The sequence below is a fragment of the Streptomyces sp. NPDC093984 genome (assembly GCF_044764595.1).
Taxonomy (GTDB): domain Bacteria; phylum Actinomycetota; class Actinomycetes; order Streptomycetales; family Streptomycetaceae; genus Streptomyces; species Streptomyces cynarae.
Genome location: NZ_JBIWIM010000003.1, coordinates 479,742 through 501,826, shown reverse-complemented (window position 1 = coordinate 501,826; position 22,085 = coordinate 479,742). Strand labels below are relative to the sequence as shown.

16 protein-coding genes are annotated in these 22,085 nt (G+C 69.8%); 7 read left to right on the top strand and 9 right to left on the bottom strand.

Annotated elements, in window-relative coordinates; translation table 11 throughout:
• Window positions 1-10 precede the first annotated feature (10 nt).
• From ACIRC0_RS14390 to panB, 3 genes are all read right to left on the bottom strand, one after another.
• Entirely contained in the window at window positions 11-871 is an 861-nt protein-coding gene (locus ACIRC0_RS14390; RefSeq protein ID WP_403615752.1) for an ABC transporter permease, read from the bottom strand.
• On the bottom strand, window positions 868-1,893 hold the full coding sequence (locus ACIRC0_RS14385; protein WP_403615749.1) for an ATP-binding cassette domain-containing protein: 1,026 nt from the start codon (window positions 1,891-1,893) through the stop codon (window positions 868-870). The genes ACIRC0_RS14390 and ACIRC0_RS14385 overlap by 4 nt, the downstream gene beginning before the upstream one ends.
• A gap of 348 nt (window positions 1,894-2,241) precedes the next feature.
• Window positions 2,242-3,129 (bottom strand): 3-methyl-2-oxobutanoate hydroxymethyltransferase, encoded by an 888-nt coding sequence (gene panB, locus ACIRC0_RS14380; RefSeq protein WP_366029862.1) that lies wholly within the window; start codon window positions 3,127-3,129, stop codon window positions 2,242-2,244.
• A gap of 263 nt (window positions 3,130-3,392) precedes the next feature.
• Between panB and ACIRC0_RS14375 the strand changes: the two genes are divergently transcribed.
• From ACIRC0_RS14375 to ACIRC0_RS14360, 4 genes are all read left to right on the top strand, one after another.
• On the top strand, window positions 3,393-4,982 hold the full coding sequence (locus tag ACIRC0_RS14375) for an MFS transporter (RefSeq protein ID WP_403615746.1): 1,590 nt from the start codon (window positions 3,393-3,395) through the stop codon (window positions 4,980-4,982).
• Between the two features lie 92 nt (window positions 4,983-5,074).
• A complete protein-coding gene (locus ACIRC0_RS14370) occupies window positions 5,075-5,704 on the top strand; it encodes a TetR/AcrR family transcriptional regulator (RefSeq protein WP_403615743.1) in 630 nt (209 codons plus the stop codon).
• 205 nt (window positions 5,705-5,909) lie between these two features.
• Complete coding sequence (locus tag ACIRC0_RS14365; RefSeq protein ID WP_403615740.1) at window positions 5,910-6,944, top strand: endonuclease/exonuclease/phosphatase family protein; 1,035 nt, start codon at window positions 5,910-5,912, stop codon at window positions 6,942-6,944.
• 98 nt (window positions 6,945-7,042) lie between these two features.
• Window positions 7,043-8,260: an MFS transporter gene (locus ACIRC0_RS14360; RefSeq protein WP_403615737.1), complete on the top strand. Its 1,218-nt coding sequence runs from the start codon at window positions 7,043-7,045 to the stop codon at window positions 8,258-8,260.
• Between the two features lie 488 nt (window positions 8,261-8,748).
• Here ACIRC0_RS14360 and ACIRC0_RS14355 read toward each other — a convergent pair whose 3' ends face one another.
• Window positions 8,749-10,083 carry a hypothetical protein gene (locus ACIRC0_RS14355; RefSeq protein WP_403615734.1) on the bottom strand — a complete coding sequence of 445 codons (1,335 nt, stop codon included), beginning with the start codon at window positions 10,081-10,083 and terminating at the stop codon, window positions 8,749-8,751.
• 111 nt (window positions 10,084-10,194) lie between these two features.
• Window positions 10,195-15,192, bottom strand: a complete 4,998-nt coding sequence (locus tag ACIRC0_RS14350; protein ID WP_403615731.1) for an RICIN domain-containing protein — start codon at window positions 15,190-15,192, stop codon at window positions 10,195-10,197.
• Between the two features lie 466 nt (window positions 15,193-15,658).
• Here ACIRC0_RS14350 and ACIRC0_RS14345 point away from each other — a divergent pair, with 466 nt between their 5' ends.
• The gene (locus tag ACIRC0_RS14345) at window positions 15,659-16,096 is read left to right on the top strand and encodes a glutaredoxin domain-containing protein (RefSeq protein ID WP_403616489.1); all 438 of its coding nucleotides are present in this window, start codon (window positions 15,659-15,661) and stop codon (window positions 16,094-16,096) included.
• On the opposite strand, the gene ACIRC0_RS14340 is transcribed toward ACIRC0_RS14345, so the two are convergent.
• Together ACIRC0_RS14340 and ACIRC0_RS14335 are read right to left on the bottom strand one after the other, a co-directional pair.
• Window positions 16,047-16,460 (bottom strand): ATP-binding protein, encoded by a 414-nt coding sequence (locus ACIRC0_RS14340; RefSeq protein WP_403615728.1) that lies wholly within the window; start codon window positions 16,458-16,460, stop codon window positions 16,047-16,049. The two genes, ACIRC0_RS14345 and ACIRC0_RS14340, sit on opposite strands and share 50 nt — an antisense overlap.
• Window positions 16,457-16,681, bottom strand: a complete 225-nt coding sequence (locus ACIRC0_RS14335; RefSeq protein WP_403615726.1) for a hypothetical protein — start codon at window positions 16,679-16,681, stop codon at window positions 16,457-16,459. The genes ACIRC0_RS14340 and ACIRC0_RS14335 overlap by 4 nt, the downstream gene beginning before the upstream one ends.
• 109 nt (window positions 16,682-16,790) lie before the next feature.
• Between ACIRC0_RS14335 and ACIRC0_RS14330 the strand changes: the two genes are divergently transcribed.
• The gene (locus ACIRC0_RS14330; RefSeq protein ID WP_403615723.1) at window positions 16,791-17,678 is read left to right on the top strand and encodes a Scr1 family TA system antitoxin-like transcriptional regulator; all 888 of its coding nucleotides are present in this window, start codon (window positions 16,791-16,793) and stop codon (window positions 17,676-17,678) included.
• Entirely contained in the window at window positions 17,650-17,928 is a 279-nt protein-coding gene (locus ACIRC0_RS14325; RefSeq protein ID WP_403615720.1) for a DUF397 domain-containing protein, read from the top strand. Before ACIRC0_RS14330 ends, ACIRC0_RS14325 begins: the two co-directional genes overlap by 29 nt.
• A 24-nt stretch (window positions 17,929-17,952) precedes the next feature.
• On the opposite strand, the gene ACIRC0_RS14320 is transcribed toward ACIRC0_RS14325, so the two are convergent.
• Together ACIRC0_RS14320 and ACIRC0_RS14315 are read right to left on the bottom strand one after the other, a co-directional pair.
• Window positions 17,953-20,001 carry an NAD(+) synthase gene (locus tag ACIRC0_RS14320; protein ID WP_403615717.1) on the bottom strand — a complete coding sequence of 683 codons (2,049 nt, stop codon included), beginning with the start codon at window positions 19,999-20,001 and terminating at the stop codon, window positions 17,953-17,955.
• A 125-nt stretch (window positions 20,002-20,126) separates the two neighbouring features.
• A complete protein-coding gene (locus ACIRC0_RS14315; RefSeq protein ID WP_403615714.1) occupies window positions 20,127-22,067 on the bottom strand; it encodes a protease pro-enzyme activation domain-containing protein in 1,941 nt (646 codons plus the stop codon).
• Window positions 22,068-22,085 lie beyond the last annotated feature (18 nt).

Sequence of the window (22,085 nt, the reverse complement as noted above, 5' to 3'; positions counted from 1 at the left end):
GGGCCGGGCGTCAGCTCTTGTTGTTGAACTTGCGGATGGCGATCGGCGCCATGACCAGCGTGAGGACGGCCGACCAGGCGAGGGTCATCAGTACGCTGTGGGCGACCGGACCCCCGTTCATCAGACCCCGGGCGGCGTCCGCGAGCGTCGACAGCGGGTTGTAGTCGGTGAACGCCTGCAGCCAGCCCGGCATGGTGTTGGTCGGGGCGAAGATCGACGAACCGAACTGCAGCGGCATCAGCACGAGAAACCCCATCCCTTGGACGGCCTGGGCGCTCTTGAGCACCACGCCCAGGGTCAGGAAGATCCACATGACCCCGAACCCGAAGAGGACCGACAGGCCGATCGCCGCGAAGAGGCCCGGGACGTTCGACACCGACAGCCCGAGCATGAAGCCCACCGCGAGCAGAACCGCAGTGGCGAACAGCATCCGCCCGAGCTCCACCGTGATCTTCGCGACCAGGACGGAGGCGCGACTGATCGGCAGGGACCGGAAGCGGTCCATCACGCCCTTGTGGAAGTCCTCGTTGAATCCGGTGCCGACGCCCTGCGCGATGTTCATACCCATCATCGCCATCAGCCCGGGGACCACGTAGTTGACGTACGCGTGCCGGTTGTGGGTGCCCGCGATCGCGCCGCCGAAGACGAACACGAACAGCAGGCAGAAGATGATCGGGAACAGGATCGCGTCGAACATCGACTCCGGGTCCTGCCGGATCCACAGCAGGTTGCGGCGGACCAGGGCACCGATGTGGCGCAGGTTCGCGCGGAGTCCGATACGGCCTTCGGAGACCGGAGAACTGATGGTGTTGGAAGGGGCGGCGCGCAGCGCCTCGTTCAGGGTGGTGGTGGGTGACGGGTGGGCGCTCATGCGGCGACCTCCTCACGGGCGGGGGACGCGTCCTGCGGGGCACCGGCCTTGTGGCCGGTGAGGGACAGGAACACCTCGTCCAGGCTGGGCAGTTCGGTGGAGATGCCGGCGAGCGTGATGCCGCGGGCGGTGAGCGCGCCGACCACCGCGGTCAGCTGCTCGTCGCTGAGGATCGGCACGAGGACGGTGCCGGTCTCGGTGTCCACGGTCGCGTTGCCGGGACCGGTGAGGCCGAACTCGTCGAGTGCCGTGGCCGTCGGGCGCAGCTCCGCCGGGTCGGCCGGGCGGACGCGCAGCGTACGGCCGCCGACCTTGGCCTTCAGTTCGTCGATGCGGCCGCCCGCGATGACCTTGCCGCGGTCGATGACGGTCAGCTCCGAGGCGAGCTGTTCGGCCTCCTCCATGTACTGGGTGGTGAGCAGCACGGTCGCGCCCTCGGCGACCATCCGCTTGACCTCGGTCCACACCTCGTTCCGGGTGCGCGGGTCGAGGCCGGTGGTCGGCTCGTCCAGGTAGAGCACCGCCGGGTGCCCGATCATCGAGGCGGCCAGGTCCAGGCGCCGGCGCATACCGCCGGAGTACGTGGACGCCGGGCGCTTCGCGGCCTCGGTGAGCGAGAACCGCTCCAGCAGGCCGTCGGCCCGGGCGCGGGCCTCCTTGCGGGGCAGGTCGAGGAGCCGGCCGATCATGTACAGGTTCTCGAAACCGGACAGCTTCTCGTCCACGGAGGCGTACTGGCCGGTGAGGCCTATCACGCGGCGCGTCTGCCGCGGCTGCCGTACGACGTCGTAGCCGGCGACGACGGCGTGGCCGGCGTCCGGGGTGATCAGGGTGGACAGGCAGCGCACGAGGGTGGTCTTGCCGGCACCGTTCGGCCCCAGCACGCCGAGGACGGTGCCCTCGCGCACATCGAGGTCGACGCCGTCCAGCGCCTTGGTCTCACCGTAGTGCTTGACCAGCCCCCGCACGGTGACGGCCGCGTCCGATGCGGCGTCGTTCGGGGTGTTGTCGATTCGCGTCATGCCACGAAGGTGTCAGGCCCCACCGACAAACGACCGACAGCGCACCTACAGCCACCGACGGACTGCTGACAGCTCACCCCTGGCCGCCGACAGCACCGAAAACTCTCCGACGAACACCGCAACCATCAATTGAGGAACCACGACGGCGAGCAACCAGGTCCGCGAGAGCGGCGCCGGTTTAGGCGCAAAACGGGGTCGAGCAACCAGGTCCGCGAGAGCGGCGCCGGCTTAGGCGCACAATGGCGACAGCCCGCCGACGGGGGATGATCGGCGGGCTGTCGCGCGCCACCTGAAGGGGCGCGGGGCGGTGGCATTGTGGGGCTTCGCCGCGTGGAGGCTCAGCGAAGGTCAGTGGACCGAGTGCTCCTCGAGCGGGAAGGTCCCGCCCACCACGTCCTCGGCGAACGCCCTCGCCGCGTCGCCCATCACCTGTCGCAGATCCGCGTACTTCTTCACGAACTTCGGTACCCGGCCCCCGGTCAGCCCGAGCATGTCCGTCCACACGAGCACCTGCGCGTCGGTGTCCGGACCGGCGCCGATGCCGACGGTCGGAATGTGCAGCACCCGCGTCACCTCGGCCGCCAGCTCCGCCGGGACCAGCTCCAGGACCACCGCGAACGCGCCCGCGTCCTGCACCGCCTTGGCGTCCCGCAGCAGCTGCGCGGCCGCCTCCTCGCCGCGGCCCTGCACGCGGTACCCCATGGCGTTCACGGACTGCGGGGTGAGGCCGATGTGCGCCATGACCGGGATGCCGGACTCCACCAGCAGCTCGATCTGGCGGTGCGAGCGCTCGCCGCCCTCCAGCTTCACCGCGCCGACCCCGGCCTCCTTCACCAGCCGGGTGGCCGAGCGCAGCGCCTGCACCGGGCCCTCCTGGTACGAGCCGAAGGGCAGGTCGCCGACGATCAGGGCGCGCCTGGTGCCCCGCACGACGGCGGCGGAGAGCATGGTCATCTCGTCGAGGGTGACGGGCACGGTCGTCTCGTACCCCAGGTGGCAGTTGCCCGCCGAGTCGCCGACGAGCATCACCGGGATGCCGGCCTCGTCGAACACGGACGCGGTCATCGCGTCGTAGGCGGTGAGCATGGGCCACTTCTCACCGCGCTCCTTGGCGGCGGTGATGTCGCGGACGGTGATACGGCGGGTGCTCTTCCCCCCGTACAGCGCCTTGCTGCTGTCGGAGGACCTGAGCGTGCCCTGAGCGTGCTGCCCCTGGGCAGCCGGAAGCTGCGTCATCGCAACGGCTCCTTCTGTCATCTCGAGGCGCCCTGACGGCGTCCCCGGACCACCCCCATGGTGGCACCTCGTGCCACGCGCGGCTAGGGGAGGGGGCGGGCCCCGGCCCGGGCCGGGGACAGGCGGCCGCTCAACCGCGGGGGCAGAGCCCGCGTCTCCCGGATTGGGCCGTTTGACACGTGACCCAGGTCTCTTCTTAAGGAGTCCGTAAAGACTTCCGATACGAGACGGTTCCGTATCGGAAGTCGCCTAGGCTCGCTCATATGACTACCCCTGCTGCCCCTGTCGAACGGCGGGTGCCCGATGCCGTGCACCGGCGCCGGTGGGCCATCCTCGGCACGTTGATGCTCAGCCTGCTGATCGTGGTGCTCGACAACTCCATCCTGAACGTCGCCATCAAGACGATCTCCACCCCCGCGCCGATCGGCCTCGGCGCCACCCAGAGCGAGCTGGAGTGGGCCATCAACGCCTACACGCTCGTCTTCGCCGGGCTGCTGTTCACCGCGGGGCTGCTGGGCGACCGTCTGGGCCGGAAGAAGGCGCTGCTGGCCGGTCTCGTGGTGTTCGGCGCGGGGTCGGCGCTCGCCGCGGAGTCGGGTTCACCCGATCAGCTGATTGCTTTCCGCGCCCTCATGGCCCTCGGCGCGGCCTTCGTGATGCCGGCCACGCTCGCCGTCCTCATGAACGTCTTCGAGCGCGACGAGCAGCCCAAGGCCATCGGCATCTGGGCCGGCGGCGTCGGCCTCGCCATCGCCATAGGGCCGATCACCGGCGGGGTGCTGCTCGACCACTTCTGGTGGGGCTCCGTCTTCCTGATCAACGTGCCGATCGTGATCCTGGCGCTCGCCCTGATGATCTGGCTGGTCCCCGACTCCCGCGACCCCAACCCCGGACGCCTCGACCCCATCGGCGTCGTGCTGTCCGTCGTCGGCCTGGTCCTGCTCGTCTACGGCATCATCAAGGGCGGCCAGCTCGCCGACTTCACCGACACCAAGGTGATCGGGACCATACTGGCCGGTCTCGCCGTCCTCGCGCTCTTCGTCGTGTTCGAGAAGCGCAGCGACCACCCGTCCATCGACGTCGGCTACTTCAAGAACAAGGCCTTCTCCTCGGCCATCACCGCGATCTCCCTGGTCTTCTTCGCGCTGATGGGCGTGACCTTCTTCTCCGTCTTCTACACCCAGAGCGTGCGCGGCTACTCGCCGCTGCAGGCGGGTCTGCTGTTGCTGCCGCTGGCCGCCGCACAGCTGATCTTCGCCCCGCGCGCCCGGCTGCTGGTCGACCGGTTCGGCAACAAGGCCACCACCACCGCGGGCATGCTCATCATCGCCGCGATGCTCGCCGCGTTCGCCGCCCTGACGGCGGACACGCCCATCTGGATCCTCGAGGTCCTGTTCTTCCTGATGGGCACCGGGATGGCGCACATCATGACCCCGACCAGCGTCGTCATAATGCAGGCGCTTCCGCGCGAGAAGGCCGGCTCCGCGTCCGCGCTCAGCAACACCTTCCGTCAGGTCGGCGGCGCGCTCGGCATCGCGGTGCTCGGCTCGGTCCTGTCGACGTCGTACCGCGACGGCATCGAGGACAAGCTGACGTTCCTGCCGGCAGGCGTACGGCACACCGCGGGCGAGTCCATCGAGGCGACCCTCGGTGTCGCCTCCAAGCTCGGCCCGAAGGGCAGGGCGCTCGTCTCCCCGGCCAACGACGCGTTCCTGCACGCCATGCACGTCACCGCGCTGTGGGGCGCGGGCGTGGCGGTGGTCGGCGCCGTGGTGGTCGCGCTGTTCCTGCCCGGGAAGGCGGCCGCGCGGACCGGCACCGAGGAGCCGGAGCTGGTCGCGGCCGATCAGTGACGGTGCGTCAAATCGGGCACTCGGACGGCCGGGTGCCCGTTGACGACAGACAGCGGGGGAACATCCACCGCCGGCCAAGGACGGAGTCGAACGTGAGCCTCGCCGAGAGCAGGCCCCGGACCCAGCAGCAGGAGTGGCCCGTGCGCGGACGTCCGCGCAGCGAGGCCGTCGAACGGGCCATCATCGAAGGGGTGATGAAGCTCATGGAGGACGGCGTGTCCCTCGCCGACCTGTCCATAGAGCGCATCGCCCGCACCGCGGGCGTCGGCAAGGCCACCATCTACCGGCGGTGGAACAACAAGGAGGACCTCTTCGTCGACGTCCTGCGCGCCGCCGACCCCGAGGACCCCGAACTGCCGGGCACCTCGATGCGCGACGACCTGGTCATGCTGCTGGAGTGGCTGCGGCAGCGCGCCCTCGCCAGCCGCTCCTCGGCGATCCTTCGCAACGTGCAGGCGCAGATGAAGTCCAGCCCCAAGATCTGGGCCGCCTATCACGCGACCGTCATAGCACCCCGGCGCCGGCTCAGCCTCGACATCCTGCGCCGCGGACAGCGGAACGGCGAGCTGCGCACGGACGTGGACATCGATCTGATGAACGACATGCTGCTCGGCCCCATGCTCGTACGCTCCCTGCTGCGCCCCGAGGCGCCGCTCGAGGAGGGCCTGAGCGAGCGGATCGTCGACACGACCCTGGAAGGCCTACGACCCGTCAGATCGTAACGCCCACGTGCCGGTTTCCCGCGCGTATGTGCGCGTTTCGTCACAGAAGGCTCCTCAGGAACCCCCGTTCGGAACTTCGGACGCCGCCTTGTTCGTCCTCGTGCGCGTACGGCCGTCATGGGGCGGCAGGGACGGAGCCGATCATCCCCTAGGGTCGTTACCGCGGGGGGATGACGGTGTGCACGGCAAGGTGTGAGGCGACGGTATGGCGCAGGCGTACATGACGGAGACGGGTGGCGGCGGCACGGGGCCGGGCCGCAGAGGATCCCGGCTCCGGCGCCTGTACGACGCTCTGCGCGGTGACCGCGGCATCTGGCGCCGCGGCATCGTCCTGGCCGCGCTCGCGGTGGTCCTCGCGCTGGTGATGCTGCTGCACGCGCGGATCCCCAACAGGGTCGGAAACCTCGGCTCCCTGACGGAGACGTTCCTGCCGTGGCTCGGGATCGTCGGCGTGCCGCTGCTGCTGATCCTCGCGCTGGTGCGGAAGTCGGCGACGGCGCTGATCGCGGTGCTGGTGCCCGTGACGGTCTGGCTGAACCTCTTCGGCGGGCTGCTCGGCGACAAGAGCGGCACCGGCGGCGACCTGACCGTCGCCACGCACAACGTGAACGCCGACAACCCCGACCCGTCCGGCACCGCCCGGGACGTGGCCGCGTCCGGGGCGGACGTGCTGGCGCTGGAGGAGCTGAAGACGTCCGCGGTGCCGGTGTACGAGCGGGCGCTGGCGTCGACGTACCGGTACCACTCGGTGCAGGGCACGGTCGGGCTGTGGAGCAAGTACCCGCTGAGCGGGGTCGAGCCCGTGGACATCAAACTGGGCTGGACGCGGGCGATGCGGGCCACCGTGAACACGCCGGAGGGCGAGGTCGCCGTCTACGTCGCCCACATGCCCTCCGTGCGGGTGAAGCTGGCGGCCGGGTTCACGGCGCGGCAGCGGGACACCAGCGCGGACGCGCTCGGGGAGGCCATCGCCGAGGAGAAGCTGAGCAAGGTGATCCTGCTCGGCGACCTGAACGGCACCATGAACGACCGGGCGCTCAACGCCGTCACCTCCCAGATGCGTTCGACGCAGGGCGCGGCCGGCAGCGGCTTCGGGTTCAGCTGGCCGGCGTCGTTCCCGATGGCGCGGATCGACCAGATCATGGTCAAGGGGATCGAGCCGGTGAGTTCGTGGACGCTGCCGCGCACGGGGAGCGACCATCTGCCGGTGGCGGCACGTGTGAACGTCACCACCCCTTAACCTCGCGGAATACTGGGCCTGCCAGACTTTGTTCCGTACGTGAACATACGAAACCCGACGACGTACGGAACCTCGTTCTGGAAAGGCACAGGCACTTCATGCCCCTGGCCCTGCTCGCCCTCGCCGTGGGCGCCTTCGGCATCGGAACAACCGAGTTCGTGATGATGGGCCTCCTGCCCAATGTCGCGGACGACCTGCACATATCCATCCCCACAGCCGGGCACCTGGTCTCGGCGTACGCCCTGGGCGTGGTGATCGGCGCGCCGCTGCTCGCCGCGGTCACGGCGCGCATGTCCAGGCGCACGGTACTGATCGGCCTGATGGCCCTGTTCGTGCTGGGCAACGCCCTCTCGGCGCTGGCGCCCGGCTACGACTGGCTGCTGGCAGCCCGCTTCCTGAGCGGGCTGCCGCACGGGGCGTTCTTCGGCGTCGGCGCGGTCGTCGCCACCAACCTGGTGGCGCCCGAGCGCAAGGCCCGCTCGGTCTCGCTGATGTTCCTGGGCCTGACGGTCGCGAACATCGCGGGTGTGCCGGTGGCCACGCTGATGGGCCAGCACCTGGGGTGGCGCGCCACGTTCCTGGGCGTGAGCGCGATCGGCCTGGCCGCGATCGCCTCCCTCTACCTGCTGATCCCGCACGACCACACCCACGCCCCGGCCGGCGGCCTGCGCGGCGAACTGGCCGCCCTGCGCTCGCTGCCCGTGTGGCTGGCGCTGGGGACGACGGTGGCGGGCTTCGGCGCGCTGTTCTCGGCGTACAGCTATGTCACGCCGATGCTGACGGACTCCGCCGGGTTCGCCGAGTCCAGCGTGACGCTCCTGCTCGCGCTGTTCGGCGTCGGCGCTACGGTCGGCAACCTGGTGGGCGGCCGGCTGGCGGACCACTCGCTGCGGGGCACGCTGTTCGGCGGCCTGACCTCCCTGGCCGCGGTACTGCTGCTGTTCCCGGTCCTCATGCGGGGGCAGTGGAGCGCAGCTCTGGCGGTGACACTGCTGGGCATGGCGGCGTTCGTCACCGGGTCGCCGCTGCAGCTCATGGTCATGGAGAAGGCCGCTGCGGCTCCCTCCCTGGCCTCCTCCGCCAACCAGGCCGCCTTCAACCTGGCGAACGCCGGCGGCGCCTGGATCGGCGGCCTGGCCCTGGCGGCGGGCTTCGGCACCACGTCCCCCGCCGTCGTGGGCGCGGCGCTGGCGGCGCTCGGCCTCGCGGTGGCCGCTGTGGCCTACGCGGTCGACTGTCGCCGGGTCCCTGCCGGGGGGCGGGAGCGCGTGGTGGCCACCCACGTGCCGCAGGAGGCGGAGGCGCTGCACCGCTGAGGCGGCGGCCGGCGGGGGCGGGCGGTTCTCGCCCCCGCCGGCCCCAACCTCTCCAGTCCTTGGCAGCTGCGCCCCATCGGCCCAGCGGGCGGCGTCCCGGGGCTACTACGGGGCCCTGCCCCTTTGGCCCGCGGGCCTGTCCTGGCTTCGGTTCGGCCACGCTGGGCACACCACGATCTGCCGAGATCAGCTGAACCACCGGCACCTTGCCGACCACAGCGACACTCGCCGATGAACCGCCCCGCCTGGCACCCGCCGAAACGGCGCGTCGTCGTCACTTGACATCGGCACCGTGTGGCAGTTTGAGTGCCGGGCAGCAGTGGTCGAGCTGCCTGTCTCGATGAGGACGACGGAGGCGGTCGCCTTCCGGCCTGTGCCGGTGGGCGCTCAGGGGCCTCGAGGAGCCCGGTGGGACCACAGTCCATCGCCAACGGCGTGTGAACGTGTGTCGGTGGGCGTGGGTCACGGAGCGACTGTCCGCCTTGCTGTCAGCCGTGCCGTACGAGATGTTCCAATCCCTCGGTGACGTGGTGCTCGCCGTAGCCGAACCGCCTGCCCAGTGCCTGGTAGTGGCAGTACTGCTCCTCGGTGAGAGGCGGGGACACCACGTTCAGCAACCGCAGCAACAGCCGGAACCCGAGATCCGGGTCGACAACGGTGACGACCTCGCCCACGGCGCCGATGGCGCTCTCGCCGGGAATGACGTCCCAGCGGGGGCCGATGCCCGCATCCGTCAGAAGCGGAGCCGCCTCCCTCACCGCCCGCAGCACGGCGTCCCGCAGATCGGTCCGTACCGGCGGCTGGGCATGGCGGTAGTGGGGGGCGACATCCCTCAGGTGCTTCTCGCAGACGTCTTCGATCACCCGGAGCCAGTCCCTTCCGTCGATACCAAGGTGGTCGATGTTGTAGCCACGTCCCGAGGCGGACAGCCACAGGACAGTGATCGTCTCGGCGGGCAGAGGGGAGTCGAGCAGGCGGCGTGCGTCCGCGAGCAGCACTGCTGCCGCGGAGCCCGGGGTTTGCGCGCTGTCGTCGGCGGCCGCGGCCTGCCGGACACGTTCGCGTGCGGTGCTCTCCTGCCAGCCCCCTTCGAACCATGACGTCAGCGCCGAAAAACCGAAGTCGCCGGAGGCGTCGCGGCGTGCTGTGTCGATGGGGGGCCACAGCACGTTGAGGCCGTCGTATACCACTGGCCCGGGCCAGCCGAGTGCGGCGTCCAACGCCATGAGACGGTCGTACTGCTCTTTGCCGACCGGTACGCCGTACACCTTGAGCACACGCAGGAAGAGCCGGAGCGCGAGGTCGCCGTCGCCTTCTCGTGCGACCGCTTCCAGCGACCCGGCAACCGCGCCGGGTGGCAGGACGGCGCGGTCGTTCTCGACGAGAGCGCGTTCGAGCGTGCCTGCCGATGCGCGGATCTCCGCGACGACGGCCTCGCGCAGTTCCTCCTCTGGCATGCTCGGCCGGGCGAGCCAGTGCCCGGCGGCGGGCTCACTCCTGCGTTCGGGCCGACCCTCCGCGAGTCGACGCAGCCAGCCTCGGACGCCTGACTCGCACTCCGCAGGGTCGAAGCGCCCCTGCGTGGCCGCGAGCCACACCGCGCGGATGACCCCGTCCGGCAGGGCCGAGTCCAGTAGACAGCGCACGTCCACGCCCAACTCCACCGCGCCCTCGCCCTCGCAGACGGCGGCCACTTCGGACGCGAGGCGCAGTGACCGCGCCTCGTCCGGGGCCCCGGACGTCGTGGACAGTTTGCCCGCGAGTGCGCTGAGGCCGAAGTCGCCCTCATAGAACCTGCCGTACTGCTCACGCTGTCTCGCCATGACGGGTGCCCTGCCTCCGGAGGACGTCGTCGGGTGGGCCCGTCCCTGTGCCGGGACGGGGCCCACCCCGGGGATGGATGTCAGTCGTTCAGGCGCCTGTCGAGGCACCGGTCACTTGGGCAGGGGATACGACGTGAACACGATGAACCCCTCGTGGCCCTTCTTGCCCGGCAGCCTCTTGAGGACCACCCGGACTTCGTTGCCAGCGGCCTCCGGGGGGCCGCTCGCCTTGTACACGGTGCCCAGCGAAGAGTACTTATCCCACTTGCCGGTGATCGGGAACTCGGCCTTGTTCCGCCACTGTCCGCGCTTGTTCAGGAAGTTGTCCAGAGCCTCGAAACTGGCCTTCCTTCGTACGCCGTTGGGGAAGAAGTACTGGGATACGACCCGGTCGACGGCCTGCTGGGCGATGTCGGCGTTGGTCCAAACAGTACTGATCGGGGCTAGGCCCTTGCGCAGGTTTTCCTGAGCGTCCTCGACGGCCTGCTGGGCAGTGCGGTTGACGTGCTTGGAGAGCGTATGCGCGCCTGACTCCGGGTAGACGGTCTCATCGCTCAGATTCACGCAGTTGTGGACCAGCAGGTCCACCGCGTGCCGCCCCTCGGAACGCACGTAGAACGTGTGCAGGCCCTGGACGGTCAGGTCGTAGACACGGCGCGGTGCCGCATCCCTCAGCTTCCGCAGGGCCGTGACGGCATGCGTTGCTCCGTCCGGCGATCGCAGCCGGTCGCCCGTCCGCAGCTCGGACACGTGGGTCCAGCCGAGCCCGACGACGTAGACCCGGTGTCCGGTGGTGCTGGCGATGGTGCTGCCGCCAGCCAGGTCTATCTCCACCAGGCGGTTCGTGGCGTGCGCGTAGGTGTCTTGAACCGTCTGCGGACGCTGTGCGCCGCTTTCCGGATCCGCAGCAAGCACCAGGTCGCCGGGCCGCACTGCACTGATCGCCTTGAGACTGCCGTCCGCCATCAGTACCCGTGTGCTTCCGGGGAAGCTGTTGACCCGGCAGGAGGTGGCGATGTCCTCGTAGAGGCTGGCCGTCTTCTCGATGCGATTGAGGGCCGCCGGGTCGAGGTCCAAGGCCTTCAGAGCGTTGAACGCGTCTCGGATGCCGACGCCGGTGGCGAACGCGGCGTCCACCGCGCGCAGCGCCTCCGCGATGGGCTTGAGGATCTTGCCGGCGAAGAGACTCGCGACGTCCAGGGACGCCCAGACGCATCCACCCCAGCTTCCGCCCTCACCGCCGGGCGTCAGCTTCTCGGCGCACTTGATCCAGTTGCCGAAGATGATGTCGACCGGGTCGATGTCCCTCTGGTACTCCTCCATCGTGATGGTGTGCGTGACCGTCTGGGACAGTTCCTTGGTCCGGGTCTCGCCCAGGTACAACGTCGCCTCGGAGGGACACTTGTACTTTTGCGGGTCCAGGTCTTCGGCGGTGCACATGTACAGGTCGAGGACGGCCCTGTACCGGATCTTCTCGGTGATCGTGCAGTCGCCCTTGTAGAAGAGCTTGTCGATCCAGTCGTCGCAGCTCTCCGACTTCTTCACGACTTCCGGATCGCCGACCTTCTCGATGTGGTCTACGACGTAGAACATCTTGCCGAGGGAGCCACCGTCGCCGTCGGGGATCGTTCCGGTGTCGATCTGCTTGGCCTTCTCCGCCTTTTCGGCCCTGTCGGCTGCGTCTTGTGCTTCCTTCGCGTACTTGGCGGCGTCCTTGGCGGCCTGTTCGGCCTCGGTGGCTGCCGCGTCGGCGCGGTCGGCGGCGGCGCGGGCGTCCTTGGCGTCCCGTTCGGCCTGGGCGGCTGCGGCGCGGGCGGCTTCGGCGTCGAGTGCGGCGGCGTCGGCGGAGTCGCGGGCGTCCTTGGCGTAGCCCTCGGCATGGCCGGCGGCCTTGTCGGCGGCTGCGGCGTCCTCGGCGGCCTGCCTGTCGTAGTCGACGGTGCGGGCCAGGGACGCGGCGGCTGCCGATGCGGCCTTGGCCGCGTCGGCCGCGTAGCCCAGGGCCTCCTTCGAGTAGGTGCGGGCATCGGCCGCGTACTGGGCGGCGTTCGCCGCGTGCTGGTAGGCCTCCTTGGCGTCGCCCTTGGCCTGGTCGGCGAGGTTCTTCGCCGCCTGGGCCTCGGCTGCCGCGTTCTTCGCGTGCGCGTCGGCGACCGCCTGCTGCTGCTCGGCGATGGTCTTCGACCCCTGCCCGGTCAGCACCACCAGGCCGGCGGCCGAGTCGGTGTCGACGTAGGGGGAGCCGAGCTGGATGGCGTCGTTGGCCGGCTGGGCGACCTGCTTGGCAGCCTCTCCGGCGTCCACGGCAGCCTGGGCGGTGACGTGGGCGAACCCGGCCGCCTTGGCCGAGGCCGCCAATGCCTTGCCTGCCTCCGCGTTTGCCGCATCGGCCTGGGCCTTGGCGTCCTTGGCGTGCTGCTCGGCCTCATCGGCGAGCTTGACCGCTGTCCTGGCCTCGGCGGCGGCGTTCTTGGAGGCATTGATGGCGTCGGCGGCGGCGCTGGTGGCGGTCTTGACGGCCGCGTCGGCCTTGAGCTTGTCGGCCTGGGCGGCGTCCGCGTCGGAGCGGGCCCGCTTCGCCGCCGCTTCGGCACGGGTGGCGGCGGCGTCGGCGTCTGCGGCCGCCTGGGTGGCTGCATCGGCCTCGGAGCGGGCCTTTTCCGCCGCGGCTTCGGCGGCGTCGGCGGCCTTGTCGGCGTCGTTGGCGGCGGCGCGGGCCGCGTCGGCTGCATCCCCGGCGTCGAGGGAGTCGGCGTAGGCCTGCTTGGCGTCGGCCTTCGCGCGTGCCGCGTCCGCCTTCTGCTCGGCGTCCCAGGCGTCGTCGCGCATGGCCTTGGCATGGTCCTTCGCCTTGACCGCGTCGTCGCGCTTGCCTTCGGCGGTCTTCTCCGCCGCTTCCGCCTTGCCCTTGGCGTCCTTGGCCCGGGATGCCTGAGTCTCCGCGTTCTGCCTGTGCTGCTCCGCTTCGGCCTGCTTGGCCGCCGCGTTCTCCTTCTCCGCCTTGGCCGTCTTCTCCTCGGCCTCCGCAGCCAGCCGCTTGGCGTGGGCGTCGGCGGCGGCCGCCTTCGCGTCGCCCTCGGCCTTCAGCGCGTCGGCGAGCTTGGCCTCGGCGGTCTCCTTGTCCTTCTTGGCGTTGTCCCGGTGAATCTTCGCCGCGTCCGCGGCGGCCTTCGCCTGCCACTCGGCTGTCTTGGCGGCCTCCTTGCGGAACTCCGCCTTGGACTGGGCAGCCTGCGCCAAAGCCCGCTGGGCGATGGTCGCGCTGTCCCCGGCGGAGGCACGGGTCGCGGCCTCGGCCGTCTCACCGGCCTTCTCCATCGCCTGCAGAGCGGCCACCGAACCCTGGGTGACCTGGTCCTTCTGCTGACCCACCAGCAGACCCCGGCCCCGCGGAGCACCGTTGGCGTCCGCGATGCCGTAGGCGGCCTGGACGGCCGCGTCCGAGGCAGCGGCGGCTTTCTGCGCAGTCGCGAGCTGCGCCTGCAGCGCGGTGAGCTGCTTCTTCGCACCCGCCTGCGCGGCGGCGATGCCCGCCTTCGCCTTGTCGAACTGCGCCTTGGTCGGGTAGCCCAGTTTGTCGTCGCCGTTGTGGCCCTTCGGCACGACCCGCAGCTTCTGCGCGGTGGAGCCGTTGCACGTCGACGACGTCGCGTCCTTGCCGTTGTCGAACGCGGCCAGGTTCAGGCACTTGTTCGTTGCGGCATTGCGCAGCTCACCGGTGGCGCGGACGTCGAACCTCCACTGCTGCGCCTTGCCGTCGCCGCAGGTCTGGATCTGAATCTTCGTGCCGTTGGCGTCGGCGCCGTTCGCCACCTCCAGGCACTTGCCCGAGTTGACGTTGCGCAGGGAGTAGCCGCCGTCGTAGGAGCCATACAGCTGCCACCTCTGTGCGCTGCTGTCGTTACAGGTGTAGACCTGGACCGGGGTGCCGTTGGTCTTGCCGCCGCCCTGGACATCGAGGCACTTGCCCGTGGCGCCGGGAACCTGGATCTCCAGCTGACCGTCACCGATCCAGCCGATGCCACCGGCACTCCAGTAGTCCTGCCAGCGCGTGAGGTGGTCGGCGACCCAGGAGTGCCCCAACATGTCGCTGAGGGCCTTGGCCCCCTTCGAAAGAGCGCCGACGGCCGTCTTGTTGGCGTCGATGATCCGGTTGCGCTGGGCGGCCTGGGAGGCGATCTCCTGCTGCCACTCGTCGGCGGCGGTGGTGGTGATGTCGCCCAGCACGTTGTCCGGGTCCAGCGGGTCACGCCAGCCGCATGCGGCGAAGCGGGACTTCACGTCCTCCACCGCGATGCGGTACTCCGGCGTGCCCGGCTGCGGCGCGGTGCGCGGGAAGCCGCCGGAGGAGAGGAAGATGCGGGCGTCGTCGGCACCCGCGTTCGTGCCCGGACCGCCGTGCATCCACTGGAAGGCCTGGTGCTCGGCGAGCATGCGGTCCCACTCGGCCTGCGGGGTGCCGGGGGTGAAGACGGGGTCCTTGCCGTACAGCGGGTCGCCTATGGCGTCCACGGCCTTGAGCGTCGCCTCGTCCGCCTTCGGAGTGGCGTCCTCGTAGAAGTCGCCGTCGCTCCTCCAGAACCGGTCCGCCACCCACTTACTCAGGCCGGTCTGGTTGTAGAAGCTCTGCTCGCCGTCGGGCGGCCAATGGAACCCGGTTTCACTGAATCCCCCGGGCGTCACCAGGCCGTCGAGGGGCTTCCCCCACTGCTCCCGTTGAGCGGACAGATCATCCATCTCCTTGCTCGCCGCGTCCCGGTCCTTCTGGTACGCGACGGAGAGCGGCGTCTGTTCCCAGTGCTCCCGGTTGGCCAGCACGCGCAGCTTGTCGGCGGACTGGTTCAGGCCGTCCTGCGCGGTCGCGGCCATCGACGGGCCGCCCAGCCGCAGGACGTCGGCCATCAGGCACTGGTCCTCGCGCAACTGCTCGGCACTCGTGTCCTGGTACCAGGGGTAGGAATCGCTTACCGGTTCGGCGTTCAGCCGGACGGAGCCGGGCTGCACCGCGAGACCCGCGAGGACCGCCAGCGTGGCGACCGAGGTGACGGCGGACGTGAACTTTCGTGATCTTCGTGTTCCGGGCAGGCGAGGCCATGGTCTGGGCTGCAAAGCGCCATCCCTTTCTTCTTTCACAGGGGGATGCGGGCCATGAGGGCGGCCGAAGAGCAGGGAGCAGTGGCATGCCTTCCTGAAGGTGAGTCAGGAGGACATGCCACCGGCTGGCTTCATGTATACGGACGCCAGGCACGACGGCATGACGATGCGACCCCTCCCCGTGAGCGACGGCGTTCCCCCGGTCGCTGACTGATGTGCGCGTGCGGAGTGGTCAGGCTCCGCCGGTGCACGGCGACACTCTAGGCACACACAGGTGAACTCGTACAGGTGTTCACTTTCCTGGCGACGAGCGCGATGGCGTGAATCTTTCGTACGGTCGGCGCCCGCTGGAAGGGGTGCTCACTTGCAGGGTGCCTGTGTCCTTTCTGTGAGACTCCTGTGCGTAAAGGGCTGCCAGGATGCGATAGGTGATCACAGATGGCCGATTTTCGATCCCGATGCGGCGATAGTCTTCGTCTTCGTGATGCGTGCCTGGCTCTTCCCGATGCTGTTCGTGCTGTGCGGCTCCGTCGTTGCGGCCGGGCCGGCCTTGAAAGGGAGCCCTGGCGCTGCCGTAGCGCTCCTTCTGCTGTTCGTGTTGCTCGCGGGCCTGAACTCGCCTCTCGCCTTCCCGAGGTCGATCGGTGCGGCGGAGGCGCAGCGCCTGAGCGCGGTCGATGGCCGGCCTGTCGTCTTCTGGCGGCCGGGCTGCACGTACTGTCTGCGCCTGCGTATCCGGTTGGGCCGTCGCGCCCGGCGGGCGTACTGGGTCGACATCTGGCGTGACCCGGCGGGAGCCGCGGCGGTGAGGGCGGCCAACGACGGCAACGAGACCGTACCGACCGTCGTCCTGGCCGGCCGGCCGCACGTCAACCCCGATCCTGCATGGGTGCGCGAACAGATCTCCCGTTCCCGGTGACAGACCACTGCTCCGGTTCGGCCAGCTCGCACCAGACCGTCTTGCGGTCCGCTCCCTGATCCACGCCCCAACGCTGGGCGAGCTGGTCCACCAGGGTCAGACCGCGGCCGGACTCGGCTGTTTCGGTGGCGGACAGCAGGGTCGGCAGTGCGCGTGGGTCCGGATCGGTGACCTCGACGCGGGTGTGGCCGTGGGGTGTGCTGGTGACACGGATGGTCACCGGGGTTCCCTCGCCGAGGTGGTCGATGACGTTGGTCAGTAACTCCGTGACGCACAGGCGGACTTCGTAGTGGAGCGCGCGAAGGTGGTGGCGCAGTTCGGGTACGGCCTTGGGGGTGGCGAGCAGGTCGAGTTCGAAGGTCATCGCTCGGCCGCCGTCTTCCTGAGGGCGGTGGCGAGCGCCTGGGCCGTGTCCGTGTTGCAGTTCCCGAGCGCGACGAGGTGGGCGGGCGGTGCGTACGTGCTCGCGAGGCTCGGGAGGTCGACGCGCAGGGAGGGCAGCGTGATGCCGTGCAGGGCGAGGGCGGCGCGGAGGTCCTCGACGCAGAGGGTGACGTCGTGGGCCGTGGGGGAGGGGTCGGGCATAGGGGATGACAGCCTTCTGTGCGGTGTGTGACGAACGCCTCACAGAGTGTCGCCCGGCTCGCTAGCGTGGAAGTGGGTTCGCGTCCGCGAGGCGAACAGCGGAAACGGCATGGCGAGTTACGGCGGTGAGCACGTGGTCCGGCGCAAGGACATCGACGGTTCGATCAGCGTTCCCGACTTCTACGGAAAGGAGTTGCGGTGGAAGCGGGAGGCGGCGGGCCTGTCGCTCGAAGCGTTCCTCGAAGGCAGCTTCTACGGCAAGACCTACCTCAGCGACATCGAGCGCGGGGAGCGGCGGATGCCGTTGGATTTGGCCCGGCATGCGGACCGGGTGCTGAAGACCGACGGGTTCTTCGAGCGGCATTGCGAGGATGTGCGGAAGGCGCGGAGGGGACCGCATGCCGCGTACTTCGAGAAGGCCCTGGAGGCGGAGAAGTACGCGGAGTCCATCGAGCTGTGGTCCCCCATCATCTTCCCCGGGCTGCTCCAGACCGCCCCGTACGCTCGGGCGCTGGTCCGGTCGGCCCACCCCGCGGCTTCCGACGAGTGGGTCGAGGAGAAGGTGACGGCTCGACTCGCCCGTGCCGGTCTCTTTGAGGACGATCACTCCATCCCGGAGTACTGGGCGATCCTGCACGAGTCGTTGATCGCGGACCCGATCCTCTCGCCGCCGGAGGCGGCCGAACAGCTCGCCCGGATCGTGGAGTTGGCCGAGCGGCGGCGGATCACTCCGCAGATTGTTCCGCGGAAGTGCGGCGTGTATCCCCTGATGGCCGCCTCCATCATGGTCATGACGTTCCCAGACGCTCCGCCGCTGATCTACACCGAGGCGTCCTACAGCGGGGACACCATCGACGATCCGGCCCTCGTGAAGCAGTATCGCAAGGCATACGATCGGCTCAGGGCCGTCGCGCTGTCACCAGACACGTCCCTCGCCATGATCAGGGCAGCGGCAGAGGATTTCTCAAATGGCAAGCAACCGGATCGACTTGAGTGATGCGCTCTGGTTCAAGAGCAGCCACAGCAACGGTGACGGCGGAGAATGCGTGGAAGTCGCCAGCGACTTCCCCGGCGCCGCCCTCTGGCGCAAGTCCAGCTACAGCAACGGTGACGGCGGCGACTGCATAGAAGTCGCCCACAACCTCCCCGGCCTAGTCCCCGTCCGTGACTCCAAGGTCCCCGACGGACCCGTCCTCATCCTCACCGCCGCCGCCTGGGCTCCCTTCGTCGCCTCGCTCAAGAGGTGAACCGGGGCCCAGGGACCGTCACCCTCACGCCTCCGGGATGTCGAACCGTTCCAGGTCCCGCAGCCACGCCCGCGCGTTGCTGTCGGACGGTGCGCGCCAGTCGCCGCGCGGGGAGAGCGAACCGCCGGCCGAGACCTTCGGCCCGTTCGGCATGGCCGACCGCTTGAACTGCGCGAACGCGAAGAAGCGGCGGCAGAAGACCTCCAGCCAGTGCCGGATCTCCGGCAGGCCGTACGCCACCCGCTTGGCCTCGGGGAAGTTCGGCGGCCAGGCACCCGCCTCCGGGTCGTGCCAGGCGTGCCAGGCCAGGAAGGCGATCTTCGACGGCCTGAAGCCGTACCGCAGCACGTGGAAGAGCGTGAAGTCGTGCAGCGCGTACGGGCCGATCTTCGACTCGGTGGACTGCATCTCCTCGCCCGGTACGAGCTCCGGGCTGATCTCGGTGTCGAGGATCGCGGCGAGCGTCCTGCCGGTCTCCTCGTCGAACTGGCCGCTGCTGATGACCCAGCGGATCAGATGCTGGATCAGCGTCTTCGGCACGCCCGAGTTGACGTTGTAGTGGCTCATCTGGTCGCCCACGCCGTACGTGGACCAGCCGAGCGCCAGCTCCGACAGGTCACCGGTGCCGAGCACGATACCGCCGCGCTGGTTCGCGAGCCGGAACAGGTAGTCGGTGCGCAGCCCGGCCTGCACGTTCTCGAAGGTGACGTCGTACACCGGCTCGCCGGAGGCGAACGGGTGGCCCATCTCCTTCAGCATCAGCCGCGCGGTGGGCGTGATGTCCAGCTCGGCCGCGGTCACGCCGAGCGAGTTCATCAGCTTGTGGGCGTTGTCCTTGGTGTGGTCGCTGGTGGCGAAGCCGGGCAGCGTGAAGGCCAGGATGTCGCTGCGCGGGCGGCCCGCGCGGTCCATGGCGCGGGCGGCGACGATCAGCGCGTGCGTGGAGTCGAGGCCGCCGGACACCCCGATGACCACCTTCGGGCCGCCGATCGCCGCGAGGCGCTGCTGGAGGCCCTCGACCTGGATGTTGTACGCCTCGTAGCAGTCCAGGGCGAGGCGGTCGGGGTCGGCGGGCACGAACGGGAAGCGCTCCAGACGACGGCGCAGCCCCAGGTCGGTGAGCGGCGGATCGAGCTCGAACGCGACCGTCCGGAAGTCGCCCGTGCGCGCCCGGTGGGTACGGCGGTTGTCGTCGAACGTGCCCATCCGCTGCCGCTCCTGCCGCAGCAGGTCGAGGTCCACGTCGGCCACCGCGTAACTGTCGCCGAGCGGGAACCGCTCGGTCTCGGCCAGCAGCACGCCGTTCTCGTAGATCATGGTCTGGCCGTCCCAGGACAGGTCGGTGGTCGACTCGCCGAGGCCGGCCGCCGCGTAGACGTACGCCGCGAGGCAGCGGGAGGACGCCGAGCGGCACAGCAGCTTGCGGTCCTCGGCCCGCCCGACCGTGATGGGGCTGCCCGAGAGGTTGACGAGGACGGTCGCACCGGCGAGGGCCGCCTCGGCGCTCGGCGGCACCGGCACCCACATGTCCTCGCAGATCTCCGCGTGCAGCACCAGACCGGGGACGTCCTCGGCCGCGAACAGCAGATCCACGCCGAACGGCACGGCCTCGCCGCCGACGCGGATCGACCCGCCGCGCTCGTCGGCGCCGTCGCCGATCTGCCGGCGCTCGTAGAACTCCCGGTAGTTCGGCGGGTACGACTTGGGCACGACACCGAGGACGCGGCCGCGGTGCACGACGACCGCGCAGTTGTAGACCCGGTTGCGGTGGCGCAGCGGGGCACCGACGACCAGGACCGGCAGCAGCTCGGCCGATCCGGCAACCACCTCCGTCAGCGCCTCCTCGACCTGGTCGAGCAGCGCGTCCTGAAGCAGCAGGTCCTCGATCGAGTAGCCGCACAGCACCATCTCCGGGAAGACGGCGACGGCGACCCCCTCCCCGGCGCACCGGCGCGCGTGGCGCAGGACCGCTTCGGCGTTGGCGTGCGGGTCCGCGATGACGGTGTGACCCGTGCACGCGGCGACGCGTGCGAAGCCATGCTGATAGATCGACCAGAAGTTCAACGGAGGCACGGCACCCAGTGTAATCGTCAGAGCGACACGATGGGTGGTGCGGGGTGTGTGCCACCTCACGCACGGCGAAGGGGCGCGGGGTGGACCCACCCCGCGCCCCTCAAGATGCCGTTGCCAGCGGTGCCTCAGCGGCGCCTGTACGACTCGACGTAGCCGGGAGCGGGCGAGCCCACACCGGTCACGTCGTCGTAGCCCTTCACCGCGCTCAGCGAGCTGTCCTTGCCGAGGCTGCGGACCGAGGTGGCGATGCCGCCCGTGGCGTCGTAGCCGTTGACGAAGTCGACGCGCGCCACGGCGAGTCCGGAGCCCGTGGGGTTGTCCGTGACGTCGTGGTACGCCTTCGAGCCGTACCTGGCGTAGATCTCCGGGTTGGCGAAGCCGATCGGCTGGCCGCCGCGGGCCTCCTGGGCCAGCGCCTGGACGGCGGCGATCACCGGCGCGGCGAGCGAGGTGCCGCCGATGCGGTACTCGTCGTACGCCTGCGTCTTGCCGTCGGGCAGGGTCTGCGTCTGGCCGACCAGGAAACCGGTGTTGGGGTCGGCGATCGCCGCGATGTCCGGGACGACGCGGTTGCCGGTCGCGTTGTTGGCGTTCGCCAGCGCGTCCGGGACGACGCCCTTCTGGTAGTAGGGCTCCGCCACGGTCTTGCTGGTGCCGCCGCCCGCGCCCGAGGTGAACGCGCCGGGGAAGCCGACCCAGCTCTTGCCGTCACTCGACAGCAGAGCCTTCTCGGTGCCCCAGCCGGTCTCCCACTGGTACGTGTCGTTCTTGCCGACCGCCAGCGAGGTGCCGCCGACCGCCGTCACCCAGGCGGAGTTGGCCGGGGTGTCGACCTGCTTCGTACCGGTGTTGGCGACCTCGTCGCCGTTGTCGCCGGAGGAGAAGTAGAAGCCGATGCCCTCGACCGCGCCGAACTGGAAGACCTGGTCGTAGGCGGCCGCGAGGTCCGGGGTCTGGTTGGCCTCGATGTCGCCCCAGGAGTTGGAGACGATGTCGGCCAGGTGGTTGTCGACGACCTTGCTGAGCGAGTCGAGCAGGTCGTCGTCGTAGCAGGAGGCGGCGCCGACGTAGGTGACGTTCGCGGCGGGGGCGACCGCGTGCACGGCCTCGACGTCGAGCGTCTCCTCGCCGTACCAGCCCGCGGCCGAGCACTCCTTGGTCTTGGTGTACTGGTTGGGCAGCACCTGGCGCAGCTGGCCGGTGGTCCAGGCCGCGTCGCCGTGCTTCTTCGCGTAGGTGGCCGCGTCGAAGGCGATGGTCGGGGAGGCGTAGGCGTCGGTGATGGCGATACGCACCCCCTTGCCCGTGCGGGTGCCCGCACCGTACGCGGCCCGCAACTGCTTGCCCGTGTAGCCCTTGACGGCGTACGGGATCTCGTGGCCGTACGCCTCCGGCAGCGTCGTCGCGGTGTTCGAGCCGTAGTAGGAGGAGAACGGCCCGGAGTTGCGGAAGACGGTCTCCGGCGGCGGCAGCTGGTCGTCGTGGTTCGCCTTGTGCGGGGCGTTGTCCAGGCCGGTGACGGTCAGGACGGCACCCTTCAGGCTCTCGGGCGCGGTGGCCGCCTTCGACGGGGCGCGGTAGGTCTTGCCGCCCTTGGCGTAGTTGTGCAGCTGCGTGCCGAACGCCTTCTCGGCGGCGGCCACGTCACCGGTCACGGCGACGTAGTGCTGCGTGACGGCGGTGACCTTCAGGCCCGACGCCTTCAGCCACGACGTGACCGCGGCGACCTGCTGCTTGGTCGCGCCGAAGCGCGCCTGCGTCTGCTTGGCGCTCAGGTACTTGCCGTACAACGGCGAGTGCGGGTCGGAGACGGCCTTCGCGTAGGCGGCCAGGCCGCGCGCGTCACGTCCGGCGAGGTAGACCCGGGCGGAGACCTGGGCGCTGTCGGAGGTCGCGCCCTTGTCCGCCGTGGCCGTCGCCCACGCGGGCTTGGTGCCCTGCAGTACGTCACGAGCGGGGCTGTCCGCGGCGTGCGCCGCGGGTATGCCCAGCGCCAGCGCGCCGGCGATCATGGGCAGTGTCGCTGCCATGCTCACAGCGCGCATCTTGGCGCGGTTGGATCTCATAGAACCCCCTGCGATGCG

Excerpts from the sequence above, each read along its gene's own strand:
- ACIRC0_RS14390 (WP_403615752.1), bottom strand. The coding sequence starts at position 871 with ATGAGCGCCCACCCGTCACCCACCACCACCCTGAACGAGGCGCTGCGC.
- ACIRC0_RS14385 (WP_403615749.1), bottom strand. The coding sequence starts at position 1,893 with ATGACGCGAATCGACAACACCCCGAACGACGCCGCATCGGACGCGGCC.
- panB (WP_366029862.1), bottom strand. The coding sequence starts at position 3,129 with ATGACGCAGCTTCCGGCTGCCCAGGGGCAGCACGCTCAGGGCACGCTC.
- ACIRC0_RS14375 (WP_403615746.1), top strand. The coding sequence starts at position 3,393 with ATGACTACCCCTGCTGCCCCTGTCGAACGGCGGGTGCCCGATGCCGTG.
- ACIRC0_RS14365 (WP_403615740.1), top strand. The coding sequence starts at position 5,910 with ATGGCGCAGGCGTACATGACGGAGACGGGTGGCGGCGGCACGGGGCCG.
- ACIRC0_RS14360 (WP_403615737.1), top strand. The coding sequence starts at position 7,043 with ATGCCCCTGGCCCTGCTCGCCCTCGCCGTGGGCGCCTTCGGCATCGGA.
- ACIRC0_RS14355 (WP_403615734.1), bottom strand. The coding sequence starts at position 10,083 with ATGGCGAGACAGCGTGAGCAGTACGGCAGGTTCTATGAGGGCGACTTC.
- ACIRC0_RS14340 (WP_403615728.1), bottom strand. The coding sequence starts at position 16,460 with ATGACCTTCGAACTCGACCTGCTCGCCACCCCCAAGGCCGTACCCGAA.
- ACIRC0_RS14335 (WP_403615726.1), bottom strand. The coding sequence starts at position 16,681 with ATGCCCGACCCCTCCCCCACGGCCCACGACGTCACCCTCTGCGTCGAG.
- ACIRC0_RS14330 (WP_403615723.1), top strand. The coding sequence starts at position 16,791 with ATGGCGAGTTACGGCGGTGAGCACGTGGTCCGGCGCAAGGACATCGAC.
- ACIRC0_RS14325 (WP_403615720.1), top strand. The coding sequence starts at position 17,650 with ATGGCAAGCAACCGGATCGACTTGAGTGATGCGCTCTGGTTCAAGAGC.
- ACIRC0_RS14315 (WP_403615714.1), bottom strand. The coding sequence starts at position 22,067 with ATGAGATCCAACCGCGCCAAGATGCGCGCTGTGAGCATGGCAGCGACA.